This window comes from Gordonia caeni (genome assembly GCF_039537105.1).
GTDB lineage: Bacteria > Actinomycetota > Actinomycetes > Mycobacteriales > Mycobacteriaceae > Gordonia > Gordonia caeni.
Genome location: NZ_BAAAZW010000006.1, coordinates 89770 through 103399, shown reverse-complemented (window position 1 = coordinate 103399; position 13630 = coordinate 89770). Strand labels below are relative to the sequence as shown.

The window sequence follows — 13630 nt, the reverse complement described above, 5'->3', positions numbered from 1 at the left end:
GCTGGTCCTGTTATCGACCTGTGTGTTTACTGAGGATGCGGATCCGGCCCGGCCGCGGGCTATCTGGGCCACCTCCCGGCGTGCCACCGCCGCAGGTCAGTACGGGCGTGGCACGCTCGTAGGCATGAGTGACACGTCCACCACCGAACCCGCGCCGTCGCGCGCCGACCAGCTGGCCGCCTACGCGGATGCGGCCATCGTCGAGGACGACGCGCTCCGCTCGGCCCGGGCGCGCGCCGAGGAACTCGGGGCCACCACCGTCTCCCCCGCCGCCGGCGCCCTGCTGTCGCTGCTGACCCGGATCGCCGACGCCCAGCACGTGGTGGAGATCGGCACCGGGGTCGGGGTGAGCGGCCTGTGGCTGCTGGCGGGCATGCCCCCCGGCGGCGTGCTGACCACCATCGACCCCGAACCCGAACATCACCGGGCCGCCCGGCAGGCCTTCGCCGACGCCGGTGTCGCGCCGGGCCGCACCCGTCTGATCACCGGTGCGCCGACCGACGTGCTGACCCGGCTGGCCGACGAGTCCTACGACGTGGTCTTCATCGACGGTCCGCTGCTGAGCTACCCGACGTTCGTCGCCGAGGCCGTCCGCATGCTGCGGCCCGGCGGCGTGGTGGTGCTCAACAACGCCTCGGCCGGCGGCACCATCGCCGACCCGCAGGCGACCGATCCGCGCACGCTGGCCACCCGCGAGGCCGCCACCCTGATCGCCGACGACGACCGGCTGATCCCGGCCGTGGTTCCGGTCGGTTCCGGCCTGCTCGCCGCCGCCAAGGCGCGCTGACCGGCGCTCAGACGTCGGTGGAGAAGCGGATCCCGTTCTCCGGAATCTGCACCCCGGGCCACACCCGGGCGCCGCGCAGCAGTTCGCAGCGGGCGCCGATGTGCGCCTGGTCGCCGATCACGGTGTCCCGGATCAGCGCCCCCCTGCCGACCCGCGCCCCGAAGCCCACGATGCTGCGTTCGACCACCGCACCGGCCTCGATGATGGCGCCGTCGAAGATCACCGCGCCGTCGAGCCGCGCGCGCGGCCCGATCTGCGCCTCGGAACCCACCACGGTGCCGCCCACCAGTACGGCGTCGGAGGCGACGTGTGCGCCGGCCTTCACCAGCGACTCGCCGCAGGTCCCGTTCAGCGAGGGCGACGGGGCGATGCCGCGCACCAGGTCGGCCGAGCCGCGCACGAAGTCCTCCGGGGTGCCCATGTCCCGCCAGTAGGCCGCGTCGACGTGGCCCTGGATGTGCCGCCCCTCGGCGAGCAGCTTCGGGAACACCTCGCGCTCCACCGAGACCGGCCGGCCGGCCGGGATCTCGCCGATCACGTCGCGGTTGAAGACATAGGTGCCGGCGTTGATCTGGTTGGTCGGCGGGTCCTGGGTCTTCTCCAGGAAGGCGCTGACGCGCCCGTCGGCGTCGGTGGGCACGCAGCCGAAGGCCCGGGGATCGCCCACGCGGACCAGGTGCAGGGTCACCTCGGCCCCGGAGGTCCGGTGCGTGTCGAGGACCTCGCGGATGTCGGTGCCGCCGAGGACGTCGCCGTTGAACACCAGCACGGTGTCGGCGGTGAGAGCGTCGTAGACGTTGCGGATGCCGCCGCCGGTGCCCAGCGCCTCTTCCTCGGTCACGTAGGTCAGGTTGACGCCGAGGTCGGCGCCGTCGCCGTAGTACTCGGCGAAGACCTCCGCCCGGTATGAGGTACCCAGCACGATGTCGGTGATGCCGGCCTCGCGGATCCGCGAGATCAGGTGCGTCAGGAACGGCACGCCCGCGGTGGGCAGCATCGGCTTGGGCGCCGACAGCGTCAGCGGTCGCAGACGAGTTCCCTTGCCGCCCACCAGGATCAGCGCCTGTACGCTGCCGGGGTCGTGCTGCTGATCAGGAGCCACGATTGGTCACCCTTCTTGTTCGGTGTGCGACGCGTCGGCGCGCTGCCGGCGCAGTGCCGCGGAGACGGCGAGCTTCTTCCGCACCGCCAGACCGGACTTCAGGCCCCAGCGCACCGGCGCCCAGCGGGCGCCCGGATGGCGGTCGGCCTGAAAGCGGTAGGCGCTGTCGTGGTGGGCGGCGATCATCCGTTCCGGATGCCGGGAGACCGAGTGACTCTTGGCGTGCATCGCCGAGGCCGCGGGGACGAAGACGTTCAGCCAGCCGGCCTTGGCCAGCCGGTCTCCGAGGTCGACGTCCTCCATGAACATGAAGTAACGCGCGTCGAAGCCGTCGACGGCATCGAAGGCGGCCCGGCGCACCAGCAGGCACGACCCGGACAGCCAGCCCACCGGGCGCTCGGTGAGTTCGGCGTCGTGATCGCGGTAGGCGGCGGTCCACGGATTGGACTTCCAGACCGCGCCCAGGAGTGCGTGCCCGGTTCCCGAGACCAGATCGGGGACGCGGCGGGCCGACGGATAGACGGTGCCGTCCGGCTCGGTGATGAGCGGGCCGAGCGCTCCGGCACGCGGCCAGCGGCGGGCGGCGGCGAGGAGTTCGTCCAGCGCCCCCGGCGACCACTCGATGTCGGGGTTGGACAGCACCACGAATTCCACATCGGGATCCACTTCGGCGATGCCCCGGTTCATCCCGCCGCCGTAGCCGAGGTTGCCGCCGGTGTGCACCAGCGTCACCGAGTCGTGCTCGGCCGCGGCCCGCTCGGGGGCGCCGTCGGTGGAGCCGTTGTCGGCGATCACCACCTGGACCGGCCGATCGGTGGCGGTCTTCAGGGTCTGAAGGAAGCGGCGCAGGTAGTCCCCGGACGAGTACGTCACGGTCACCACGGCCACCGAAGCCGCCGCATCGTCCGCGGTCGCGCGGGACTCAGGCTCTGAAGTCACCGCCATAGAGTAGGCCATCGGCCCGCCGGGGCCGTTCAGGCAGGTGGGTCGAGTGCGTCACGCAGGGCGGCGGGCCAGTCGCGCAGCGGCGTGAGGCCTGCCTCGGCCCACGAGCGCCCGGAGAGCACGGAGAAGGTGGGGCGCGGGGCGGGGCGGGGGAAGTCCGCGGTGGTGCACGGGCGGACCCGGTCGGGATCGGCGCCGACACCGGCGAAGACGGCGCGGGCGAGCCGGTACCAGGTGGCCTCACCACCGCCGGCGGCGTGCAGTACCGCCCCCGCGGTGCGCTCCGGTTCGGTGGCGGTCTGGGCAGTGAGCTCCCACAGCCCGTCGGCCAGGTCGGCGACGTAGGTCGGACAGCCGCGCTGATCGTCGACCACCGAGATCTCCGGGCGGGACGCCTCCAGCCGCCGCATGGTGCCGACGAAATCGGCGGACTCCGGGCCCCCGGTGTACACCCAGGCCGTCCGGACCACGGTGCTGGAGGGGTCGGCGGCCAGCGCCGAACGCTCCCCGGCGAGCTTGCTCGCCCCGTAGACGGTCGCCGGAGCGGCATCGGGGTCCAGGTCGCCGGGTTCCAGGGCCGCGGTGCGTCCGGGCTCGGGTGCGAAGACGTAGTCGGTGGAGACGTGGATCAGGCGCGCCCCGGCTGCCGCGGTGGCCGCGGCCAGGTGCCCCGGCCCGTCGGCGTTGACCGCGAACGCCACCTCACGATCGGTCTGCGCCCCGTCCACGTCGGTGTACGCGGCGGCGTTGAGCACCACGTCCCCCGGGACCAGTCCGGCAAGCGCCGTGCGCACCGACCCGGCGTCGGTGACGTCCAGCAGGCTCGAGGAGTAGGCGATCAGCTCGGTCCCGGCGGGGGCTCGGGCGATCAGCGCGGTACCGAGCTGTCCCCCGGCGCCGACGAGGTGGACGGTACGAAGCGGCATGACTCCCATGGTGCCGCACGCCGAGCACCGCACGGCGCCGGCGTGGCGAGGGACACGACCGGCGTTGCGCACGCCGGATTCCGCGTCGGCAACCAGTACGCTGGGAGCCACATTCGTCACATCTGCAACATCAAAGGGGACGCACGACGGTGGAACCTCGTCGCGAAGGCCGTGGCCGGCCGACCGGATCGCGGGCTGCTGCGCAGTCCGGCCGGTCCACGAGGGGTACCCGCCGGAGCACTCCCGTCTCCAACACGCCGCGTCAGCGGCAGACCTCGGCCGAGATCCACACCCGCCCCCGGCGCACCGCCGGTCCCGGCGGACCTCCCAAGGGCCCGCGCCCCAAGGCGGCCCGAACCGGCGGCGGCAGCCCCAAAGACCTGCTTCCCGTGGGTCGCGGCCTGGTCGCACTGCTGGCGGTCGTGGTGGTGCTGGCCACCGGATACGGCTGGAACAAGGTCTCCAGCCTGAACTCCAGCGTCACCCTGCTCGGCGGCCTCGGCCTGGGCGGCGGTGCCGACGGCGCGATGGACATCCTGCTGGTGGGCACCGACTCGCGACTGGACGCCAAGGGCGATCCGCTCACCGATGACGAACTGAAGTGGTTGCGCGTGGGCGACGAGGTGACCACCTCCACCGACACCATCCTGCTGATCCGTATCCCGAACGACGGCTCGGCGGCCACCGCCGTCTCCATCCCGCGCGACACCTACGTCGAGGTGCCGGGCCTGGGCAAGAGCAAGATCAACGCCGCCTACGGCACCACCCGCGAAGGCGTTCGGCGCCAGGCGGTGGAGGCCGGCACCGACGAGGCGACCGCCGAAGCGGACGGCATCAAGGCCGGCCGCAAGGCGCTCATCGAATCGGTCTCGAACCTGACCGGCGTCACCGTCGACCACTACGCCGAAGTGGGGCTGCTGGGCTTCGCGCTCCTCACCGACGCCGTCGGCGGGGTGGACGTGTGCCTCAAGAGCCGCGTGCGCGAGCCGCTCTCCGGCGCCAACTTCCGGGCCGGCCAGCAGACCCTCACCGGCCCCAAGGCGCTGAGCTTCGTCCGGCAGCGGCACGACCTCCCGCGCGGCGACCTGGACCGGATCACCCGCCAGCAGGTCTACATGGCCTCGCTCGCCCAGAAGATCCTGTCCACCCAGACCCTGACCAACCCGTCCAAACTGCAGGAACTGGAGAACGCGGTCTCGCGCTCGGTGGTGATGGACGACGGCTGGGACGTGGTGAACCTGGCGTCGAACCTCAAGGACCTCAGCGGCGGCAACGTCAAGTTCACCACCATCCCGGTGATCACCGAGCACGGCTGGAGCGACGACGGCACCCAGAGCGTGGTCGAAGTGGATCCGCAGCAGGTGAAGACCTTCGTCGACCGTCAGCTCGGCGAGGCCGCGACCAGCGAGTCCGGCGGACGCTCGGATTACTCCGTGGACGTGGTCAACGCCGGCACCGTCGACGGCCTGGCCGCCAACGTCGCCGGCCTCCTGACGGCCAAGGGCTACCGCGAGGGCGAGACCACCAGCAAGCCGATGAACGAGTTCAACTCGCTGGTCTTCGCGCACTCCACCGACAACGAGGCCGCCAAGCAGCTGGTGAAAGACCTCGGCGGCGGCATCGAGATCCGTGAGGACTCCGACCTGCCCGAGGACAAGCTGCGCGCGGTCCTGACCAACACCTACACCGGCCTCGGCGCCATCTGGAACACCGGACCGCAGGGCGACAACACCAACGACGGCACCTCGCCGGCGGCCGTGAAGCGCGACGCCGGTAAGGCCGGGGCGCCCATCAAGGCCGACACCGACGGCCCCGTCTGCGTGAACTGATCCGGATCCCGTGAGCTGACATGACACATCGCACCGTCACCGACGCCGTACTCGCCGCCACCGGCGATCGCGCACGACCGCTCCTGACCTACTACGGCCCCGACCAGCGCGTCGGGCTGTCGGGCACCACGCTGGAGAACTGGGCGGCCAAGATCGCCAACTACCTGCGCGACGAGGCCGGGCTGGTGCCCGGCGACTCGGTGCTGGTGGATCTGCCCGAACACTGGCAGACGGCGGCCGTGCTGCTCGGCGTCTGGTGGGCGGGATTGCGCGTGGAGCTGCCCGGCGACGATGCCACCCAGGCGCGTGTGGTCTTCGCCGATCGATCGGGGATCGAGCGCCAACCCGACGCCGACGAGCTGGTGGTGGTGCCGCTGGATCCGTTCGGCGGTCGCGTCCCGGATCTGCCGCCGTTCGCCACCGACTTCGGGGACACCGTCCGCCCGCACGGCGACCACTTCTCCCCCGCCGGCGCCGGTCCGCAGGCGCTGGGCGAGCGCAGCGTGGCGCAGGTGCTGTCGGCCGCCCGGGAGGCGGCCGACCGCGACCACCTGGCGCCGGGTGCCCGCGTGCTGTCGTGCCGGCCGTGGCGCACCGCCGACGAGATGGTCGCGAACCTTCTCGGCCCGTTGACTGCCGGTGCCGCCCTGATCTGGGTGGATCCGGCTGCGGACCAAGACCTTTCCGGCATCGCCGCGACAGAGAACGCCGACCGCACACTCGACTGAGTGGGCGGCCGGCGTCGGCGTCGGCGTCGGCTCAGCGCAGCAGGGCGCGCGCCATCACCATGCGCTGGATCTGGTTGGTGCCCTCGTAGATCTGGGTGATCTTGGCGTCGCGCATCATGCGCTCCACCGGGAAGTCGGTGGTGTAGCCGGCGCCGCCGAACAGCTGGACGGCGTCGGTGGTCACCTCCATCGCGACGTCGGAGGCCATGCACTTGGACGCCGAGCTGATGAAGCCCAGGTTCGACTCGCCGCGCTCGGCGCGGGCAGCGGCGGTGTAGACCATCAGGCGGGCGGCCTCGACCTTCATCGCCATGTCGGCGATCATGAACTCGACGCCCTGGAACTGGCTGATGGTCTTGCCGAACTGCTTGCGCTCCTTGACGTAGGCGATGGCCTGATCGAGGGCGCCCTGCGCCACACCGACGGCCTGCGCGCCGATGGTCGGGCGGGTGTGGTCGAGGGTGGCCAGCGCCGTCTTGAAGCCGGTGCCCTCGTCGCCGATGATCCGGTCGGCGGGGATGGTGCAGTTCTCGAAGTAGAGCTCGGCGGTCGGCGATCCCTTGATGCCCAGCTTGTGCTCCAGCGGGCCCACGACGAAGCCCGGATCGTCCTTGTGGACCATGAACGCCGAGATGCCGTTGGCGCCCTTCTCCGGATCGGTGACGGCCATGACCGTGTACCAGGCGGACTGCCCGCCGTTGGTGATCCAGCACTTGGAGCCGTTGATCACCCAGTTGTCACCGTCGCGGCGGGCGCGCGTCTTCATCGCGGCCGCGTCCGAGCCGGCCTCGCGCTCGGAGAGCGCGTACGAGGCCATGGCCTCGCCGGAGGCGATCGACGGCAGGACCTGAGCCTTGAGCTCGTCGGAGCCGGACAGGATCAGGCCCATGGTGCCGAGCTTGTTCACGGCCGGGATCAGGGAGGCGGAGACGTCGACGCGGGCGACCTCTTCGATCACGATGCAGGCGGCGACGGAGTCGGCACCCTGGCCGTCGAACTGCTCGGGGACGTGGATGGCGTTGAAGCCACTGGCCACCAGGGCCTTGCGGGCCTCCTCGGGGAAGCGGGCGTTCTCGTCGACCTCCTTGGCGTACGGCGCGATCTCCTTGTCGGCGAGCGCCCGGATCGCGTCGCGCAGCGCCTGATGCTCCTCGGGCAGCTGGAACAGGTCGAAATCAGGGTTTCCGAAAGCCATTGTCTACTCCTCTTGGCACTGCGTGCCACCATCGGGTCTGGGGCCCATTGAACACGGGCCGCCGGGATCGGGTCAACCGGTGTCGACGGCGAGGGTCGCGCGCAGGCGCCGCAGTTCCGCATCGAGGGCGGCCTCGGTGGCCTCGCGGTCGCCGCGGCTCATCCGGCGCAGCAGATAGTTGTGCACGGCCGTGACCGCTGCGGCGTAGGCGACGATGCGGGTGCGTGGCGCCGCCGGCTGCACCCGGCGCAGATAGTCCTCGAAGAGGCGCTGGTAGCGCAGCACCATCACCAGTTCGCGGTCACGCAGGGTGGCCACCTGTGAGACCACGGCGTATCGGCGGGCGGCCAGTTCGCGGTTGGCGGCGAAGTGCGCGAAGACCAGTTCGGCGCCCTCGCAGACCACCCACCACGGGTCGTCGGCGTCTGCCGCGTTCTCGAGCAGCCCGGCGACCTGATCCAGCAGCGACTCGTGGTCGGCGAAGATCAGCCCCTCCTTGGATCCGAACTGACGGAAGAGGGTGCGGCGGGAGGTGCCGGCGGCGGCGGCGATGTCGTCGACCGTGGTGGCCTCGTACCCCTGCTCGGCGAACAACCTGATCGATTCGGCCACCACGTGCAGCCGGAACTCCGCCGGATCGACGTGCGTCTGCTCGGTCGTGGCCATGTTCCCAGTATTACGCACCCACCCCCGGCGAACTTCGGCGCTTCAACCGACCGTGGAGGTCGCTTCGAGCGCCAAAGCTCGGGAGACCGGTCCCGGCGGCGAGCTTCTACCCGTTCCGACGGGACACGAGCCGGGGCCCACTACGAAATTCTCAAACAACGCACCGCACCAGACGCCGCGCCCAGCACGAGGATTCAGTCGGTCGCACCACTATGGGCAGATCCAGGCACGTTCACGCTGGTCGAGCCCCGATCCACTCGGATCCGGCAGCCGGCCGGATACGCGAACTACGTCGCTGCGCGGCGGAGCCAGTCCAGGAATACGGCCCCGCGCGGGGACAGCTCGTAGCCGACGTCGTGGCTGATGGTGAGCCCGAGGGCCTTGAGCCTGCGGATGTCGGTCTTCATCGGCTGCAAGTCCACACCGCGCCGGCGCGCGAGCACCTTCGACACCACCTGCGGGTTCTCGCCGATCCATTCCAGCGTGTCGCGGGTCCACCCGCCGCCGAGCCGGCGGTCGAGCACCGCGGTCCGCTCGGCGATCTGCCGGCACGCCGCCTCGTCGGGCAGCTCCTCCCGCAATGCGAGCCGCGGATCCTCTCCCGCCCACTCCAGGTTGATCCGATAGACATGGGCGCCGCCCGCCGAGCCGCGGGCGCCGGGTTTGCGGTTCGGCTTGGGCGTCAGCGCTTTCCGCAGAGCATCGGCGTTCTTCATGCCGGCGGCGCGGGCGGCGCGGTCGGTCAACCGCGACAGGTCGTTCACCCGCGCGACGCGGGTGAATCGCACCAGCCCGGCCGGAGTCAGCTGTGTCCCGCCGACCTTCACCCGCGGCGCATCCCATCGCCGGTACTGCGCGGTGACGGTCCCGGCCCGGATCTGTTCGGCGATCGGCTTGCTGATGAGCACCCTTCGATGCTGTCACGCCGACCCCGGCCCGGTCACGGACTCTCCCGCACCGACCACCGATGGGCCACTATGTAGGTGTGAGAGTTCCCCGCAGCGTCGCCCGCTTCAACAAGTACGTCACCAACCCGATCCAAGGGATGTGGGCGGCGAAGGTCGCCCCGTGGGCCGTCGTCGAGCACGTCGGCCGCGTCTCCGGCTCCGCGTACTCCACGCCCGTGCTGGGCTGGACCGAGCACGGCCGCGTGTCGATTCCGCTGGTGTACGGCACCGACAGCGACTGGGTGCGCAATGTCCTGGCTGCCGGCGAGTTCACCCTGGTCCGCAAGGGCAAGCGTCTGCACGTGGCCGGGGCGCGGATTCTGCCGCCGGACTCGCCGGACATCGTCGGACTGGCCCGCTTCGCAGGCCGTCCGTTCGAGGGCGTCCTGTTCGGGCGGATCACCGGGACGCCGGAATGACGGCGCCGCTGGCGGACTTCGCCGCCGAGGAGTTCACCCACGACGGCGTGACCCACCGCTACTACCGCCGCGGCACCGGGCCCGCGGTGATCGTGATCGCCGAGATCCCCGGAATCACCCCGAAGGTGATCGACTTCGCCCGCCGCGTCTCCGCTGCCGGTCTCACCGTGTACGTGCCGTCGCTGTTCGGCACCGACGGCGTCTCCCCCGAGCCCAGTGGCGCAACGGATCTGCCGCGCGTGGGCGCGACCATGGCCAAAGCGCTCACCAAGGTCTGTGTATCCCGCGAGTTCACCATCTTCGCGACCGGCAAGAGCTCTCCGGTGGTGGTCTGGCTGCGGGCCCTGGCCGCCCGGGCCCACGAGGAGTGCGGCGGTCCCGGCGTGGGGGCGGTCGGCATGTGCGTCACCGGCGGGTTCGCGCTGGCGATGGCCGTCGACGACCGCATGCTGGCCCCGGTCCTCTCCCAACCCTCGCTGCCTTTCGGTTTCACCCCCGGTCGGCGGCGCAACATCGACATCGCACCCGACGACCTGGCCACGGTGAAGGTGCGCTGCGCCAACGGACTTCAGGTCCTCGGCGCCCGCTTCGAGGGCGACCGCCTGGTGCCCGGCACCCGCTTCGACTTTCTGCGCGAACAACTCGGCGATGCGTTCATCGGCGTCGAACTGCCCGACTCCGCGGCCAACCCGGAGGCGCTGATCCCGCCGCATTCGGTGCTCACCGAGCACCTGATCGACGAGCCCGGCGAACCCACCCGCGACACCCTGGATCAGGTGATCGACTTCTTCCGCAGCAAGCTGGGGGTCACCGGATGACGGTCGCCGATCTGTCTCCCCTCGACGATCCGTTCGGGTCGGCCCTGCGCGGACGGCATCGCGCGTTCGCGCGGACCCACGGCAGCGCACTGGCCTACCAGCCCGACGTCTCGGTGTTCTACGCCCATCCGCGCGAACTGACCGCCGCCGACTTCACCGATCTGGCAACGCTCGCCGGGCCCGACGGCCTGGTGGGTCTGCGCGATCGCCGCGGCGAGTTGCCCGCCGGCTGGAGCGTGCTGGAGGTCTTCGATCTGGTGCAGTTCACCGGCGAGCACGTCGCCGCGGTGGCCGACCCCGCGCTGACCCGCCTGGGAGAGGACGACGTGCCGGAGATGGCCGCGCTGATCGAGGAGACCAAACCCGGCCCCTTCCTGCCCCGCACCATCGAGCTGGGCGACTACCTCGGCTTTCGCGACCCGGCCACCGGAACGCTGCTGGCCATGGCCGGTGAGCGGGCGAAACCCGACGGCTGGACGGAGATCAGCGCCGTCTGCACCCGGCCCGCGGCCCGCGGGCGGGGCCTGGCGCGCCGCCTGATCGCCGCCGTGGCCGCCGGCATCGTCGGCCGCGGCGACCTGCCGTTCCTGCACACCACCGCCGACAATCCCGCGTGCGCTCTCTACGAGGACATGGGCTTCATCCACCGCAGCACCGTGCCTCTGGAGATCGTGCGGGTTCCGGAAAGGACGCACTGACGTGTTCGACCCGTCCACCCTCGCCGCCCCGATCGTCGGCGCCCCGATGGCCGGTGGCCCGTCCACCCCGGAGCTGACGGCGGCGATCAGCGCCGCGGGCGGCTTCGGCATGTTGGCCGGCGCCTACCTCACCGCCGACGGGTTGCGCGCGGAGATCGCCGCCGTGCGCGCCCTCACCGACGCCCCGTTCGGGGTGAATCTGTTCGTCCCCGAAGAGATCCCGTTCGACGCCGAGGCCTTCGCCGGCTACCGCACACGACTGCTGCGCCTGGCCGAACGGTTCGGCGCCACACTCCCGGAGCACGTCGAGTATTCCGACGACGCCTTCGACGCGAAGGTGGCCGTGCTGCTCGAATCAGGAGTCGCCGCGGTGTCGTTCACCTTCGGCGCTCCAGCTCCGGAGATCTACACCGCCTTCGCCGACCACGGCATCGGCACCGTCACCACGGTGACCAGCCGCGCCGACGCCGAGCGCGCGGTCGCCGCCGGCACCGCCGCCCTGTGCGCGCAGGGCATCGAGGCGGGCGGGCACCGGTCCACCTTCGGAATCCTCGATAGCGACACCGAGATCGGCGTGCGGGAACTCGTCGCCGACGTCAGCGCGCTCGGCGTACCGGTGATCGGTTCCGGAGGTGTCGGTGACGTCGACGACGTCCGCGCGATTCTCGACGCCGGGGCGGTCGCCGCCCAGGTCGGCACCCTGTTCCTGCGCACCGGCGAGGCCGGCACCAAACCCGCCCATCGCGACGCCCTGTCCGATCCGCGATTCACCGAGACCGCCACCACCCGTGCGTACTCCGGGCGATTGGCCCGGGGGCTGGTCAACGACTTCATTCGCGACTTCAGCGCGACCGCTCCCCCGGTCTATCCGCAGGTCAACACACTGACCGGCCCCCTGCGGCGCGCCGCGGCCGAGGATCCGCAGATGATCAATCTCTGGGCGGGCACCGGCTGGCGCGGAGCCCGGGAGGTCTCGGCCGCCGAGGTGGTCGCGCAGCTCACCCCGGGCACCTGACCTGCCCGATCCGATTGCCGCACTGCTAGTTTCGTGCCATGAAAACGCACTCACGTGCCGCGGTCGTGCTGCTCGGCGCCGTCGCGCTCGCCGTCACCGGCTGCGGGCCATCGGAGAAGCCCGCGGCCGCACCGTCGTCGACGGCCACGACGACCGCACCGAAGCCGACGCCGCTCGGCGCGGTGCAGGTCGGCGACTGCGTCCTCAACGCCGACCTCGGCGCCGGGAAGTTGTACGGCGTCTCGACGCTCACAGTGGTCGATTGCGACACTCCCGACAGCGCGCCGGTGGTGGTGGCCGGTCCGTTCAAGTCCAACATCCGCCGGGGCGACGGTGCGACTGACGCGGACATCCCTTACATGGGATTCCCGAGCATGTACTTCGTCGCCGTCGACGAATGCACCAAGCTCCAGGGAATCGCGAACCCGCAGAAGACGCTGAACCACGCCTTTCCGGACGAGGCGACCTGGGAGGCGGGCGATCACGTGATCGTGTGCGTGGACCCGGATCGAGCCACCGGCACCTACATGTGGTGATCGGTGCGCCGGGCCACGAGGTCACCGCAGACTTCGAGATGCCCGGTGTGCTGCGCGAGTTCGCGGAGCAGGTGCAGCACGACGAACTCCGAGGTCGCCGCGGCGGCGTCGGCGCGGGTCGAAGAGATCCCGGAGCGGTTCGCGATGCCCTCGGTCAGCGCCAGATGCACGTAGCGCGGCAGCCGTTCCCGCATACGTTCCAGCAGTGCGCGCGCCTGCGCGACGGAGCCGAGGGCGCTGAACTCCGCCGTCCGATCTCGCGGAATCGCCTCGCCCGCAACCAGATTGCCACCCCAGTCGGCGATCACCCCGTCCATGTGCGTCACCAGGGCGAACACCGAGTTGATGCCGGGCGCGCCGGGGACGGCGTTGACGGTCTGATCGTCGCACCGGCCCAGCACCGACGAGACGGCGTCGAAGATCTCGCCGGAGACCACCGCGTACGCGGCCTGCAGCGCCCGATCGCGATCGGCTCCGCCCGGCACCGTCGTCAGTCCTCGAAGATCGACTTGCGCAGCTTCTCGTCCTTCTCCAGGACGATGGCCTCCAGGTCTGCCTGGAACTCGGACATCTCCCCGCGCAGATGCGGATCGGAGGCACCGAGGATCCGGATCGCCAGCAGGCCAGCGTTGCGCCCCCCGCCGATGGAGACCGTCGCGACCGGAACCCCGGACGGCATCTGGACGATCGACAGCAGCGAATCCATGCCGTCGAGGTATTTCAGCGGCACCGGCACGCCGATCACCGGGAGCGGGGTCGCCGCGGCCACCATGCCGGGCAGGTGCGCTGCCCCGCCGGCGCCGGCGATGATCGTCTGCACGCCGCGTTCGGCGGCGCCGCGCGCGTAGTCGAGCATGCGCTGCGGGGTGCGGTGGGCCGACACCACACCGACCTCGAACGGGACGCCGAACTCGGCGAGCGCCTCGGCGGCCGGCTTCATCACCGGCCAGTCGGAGTCGCTGCCCATGATCAGGCCGACGCGCGGCGCGGGCGCCCCAGCAGCAGATGAATCGGTCATG

16 protein-coding genes are annotated in these 13630 nt (G+C 71.2%); 8 read left to right on the top strand and 8 right to left on the bottom strand.

Annotation, left to right across the window (positions count from 1 at the left end; translation table 11 throughout):
- Positions 1 to 124 precede the first annotated feature (124 nt).
- The gene (locus tag ABD732_RS11310) at positions 125 to 787 is read left to right on the top strand and encodes an O-methyltransferase (protein WP_344783703.1); all 663 of its coding nucleotides are present in this window, start codon (positions 125 to 127) and stop codon (positions 785 to 787) included.
- 7 nt (positions 788 to 794) lie between these two features.
- Here the strand turns inward: ABD732_RS11310 and manB are convergent, their stop codons facing one another.
- From manB to rfbD, 3 genes are read right to left on the bottom strand one after another with little or no spacing between them, the layout of a single operon-like run.
- Positions 795 to 1889, bottom strand: coding sequence for a mannose-1-phosphate guanylyltransferase (gene manB, locus ABD732_RS11305; RefSeq protein ID WP_344783701.1), 1095 nt, complete (start codon positions 1887 to 1889; stop codon positions 795 to 797).
- 6 nt (positions 1890 to 1895) lie between these two features.
- The gene (locus ABD732_RS11300; RefSeq protein ID WP_344783699.1) at positions 1896 to 2834 is read right to left on the bottom strand and encodes a glycosyltransferase family 2 protein; all 939 of its coding nucleotides are present in this window, start codon (positions 2832 to 2834) and stop codon (positions 1896 to 1898) included.
- A gap of 29 nt (positions 2835 to 2863) precedes the next feature.
- A complete protein-coding gene (gene rfbD / locus ABD732_RS11295) occupies positions 2864 to 3760 on the bottom strand; it encodes a dTDP-4-dehydrorhamnose reductase (protein WP_344783697.1) in 897 nt (298 codons plus the stop codon).
- 149 nt (positions 3761 to 3909) lie between these two features.
- Between rfbD and ABD732_RS11290 the strand changes: the two genes are divergently transcribed.
- Both ABD732_RS11290 and ABD732_RS11285 read left to right on the top strand, forming a co-directional pair.
- A complete protein-coding gene (locus ABD732_RS11290) occupies positions 3910 to 5589 on the top strand; it encodes an LCP family protein (protein WP_344783695.1) in 1680 nt (559 codons plus the stop codon).
- A 20-nt stretch (positions 5590 to 5609) separates the two neighbouring features.
- Entirely contained in the window at positions 5610 to 6317 is a 708-nt protein-coding gene (locus ABD732_RS11285; protein WP_344783693.1) for a TIGR03089 family protein, read from the top strand.
- 31 nt (positions 6318 to 6348) lie between these two features.
- On the opposite strand, the gene ABD732_RS11280 is transcribed toward ABD732_RS11285, so the two are convergent.
- The 3 genes from ABD732_RS11280 to ABD732_RS11270 form a co-directional block, all read right to left on the bottom strand.
- Positions 6349 to 7512, bottom strand: coding sequence for an acyl-CoA dehydrogenase (locus tag ABD732_RS11280; RefSeq protein ID WP_344783691.1), 1164 nt, complete (start codon positions 7510 to 7512; stop codon positions 6349 to 6351).
- Between the two features lie 72 nt (positions 7513 to 7584).
- A complete protein-coding gene (locus ABD732_RS11275) occupies positions 7585 to 8178 on the bottom strand; it encodes a TetR/AcrR family transcriptional regulator (protein ID WP_344783689.1) in 594 nt (197 codons plus the stop codon).
- Between the two features lie 287 nt (positions 8179 to 8465).
- Positions 8466 to 9086 carry an ASCH domain-containing protein gene (locus ABD732_RS11270; protein WP_344783687.1) on the bottom strand — a complete coding sequence of 207 codons (621 nt, stop codon included), beginning with the start codon at positions 9084 to 9086 and terminating at the stop codon, positions 8466 to 8468.
- A gap of 77 nt (positions 9087 to 9163) precedes the next feature.
- Here ABD732_RS11270 and ABD732_RS11265 point away from each other — a divergent pair, with 77 nt between their 5' ends.
- Genes ABD732_RS11265 through ABD732_RS11245 form a run of 5 tightly spaced genes read left to right on the top strand, consistent with a single transcriptional unit; the run spans position 9164 to position 12611 of the window.
- Complete coding sequence (locus tag ABD732_RS11265; RefSeq protein WP_344783685.1) at positions 9164 to 9544, top strand: nitroreductase family deazaflavin-dependent oxidoreductase; 381 nt, start codon at positions 9164 to 9166, stop codon at positions 9542 to 9544.
- Positions 9541 to 10362 carry a dienelactone hydrolase family protein gene (locus ABD732_RS11260; RefSeq protein WP_344783683.1) on the top strand — a complete coding sequence of 274 codons (822 nt, stop codon included), beginning with the start codon at positions 9541 to 9543 and terminating at the stop codon, positions 10360 to 10362. Before ABD732_RS11265 ends, ABD732_RS11260 begins: the two co-directional genes overlap by 4 nt.
- Positions 10359 to 11060: a GNAT family N-acetyltransferase gene (locus ABD732_RS11255; RefSeq protein WP_344783681.1), complete on the top strand. Its 702-nt coding sequence runs from the start codon at positions 10359 to 10361 to the stop codon at positions 11058 to 11060. Before ABD732_RS11260 ends, ABD732_RS11255 begins: the two co-directional genes overlap by 4 nt.
- A 1-nt stretch (position 11061) precedes the next feature.
- Positions 11062 to 12075 (top strand): NAD(P)H-dependent flavin oxidoreductase, encoded by a 1014-nt coding sequence (locus ABD732_RS11250; RefSeq protein ID WP_344783679.1) that lies wholly within the window; start codon positions 11062 to 11064, stop codon positions 12073 to 12075.
- Positions 12076 to 12113: 38 nt separating this feature from the next.
- Entirely contained in the window at positions 12114 to 12611 is a 498-nt protein-coding gene (locus tag ABD732_RS11245; RefSeq protein WP_344783677.1) for a hypothetical protein, read from the top strand.
- On the opposite strand, the gene ABD732_RS11240 is transcribed toward ABD732_RS11245, so the two are convergent.
- Both ABD732_RS11240 and purE read right to left on the bottom strand, forming a co-directional pair.
- Complete coding sequence (locus tag ABD732_RS11240; protein ID WP_344783675.1) at positions 12599 to 13096, bottom strand: mycothiol transferase; 498 nt, start codon at positions 13094 to 13096, stop codon at positions 12599 to 12601. The two genes, ABD732_RS11245 and ABD732_RS11240, sit on opposite strands and share 13 nt — an antisense overlap.
- A 5-nt stretch (positions 13097 to 13101) precedes the next feature.
- A complete protein-coding gene (gene purE, locus ABD732_RS11235; protein ID WP_344783673.1) occupies positions 13102 to 13629 on the bottom strand; it encodes a 5-(carboxyamino)imidazole ribonucleotide mutase in 528 nt (175 codons plus the stop codon).
- Position 13630: the final 1 nt, after the last annotated feature.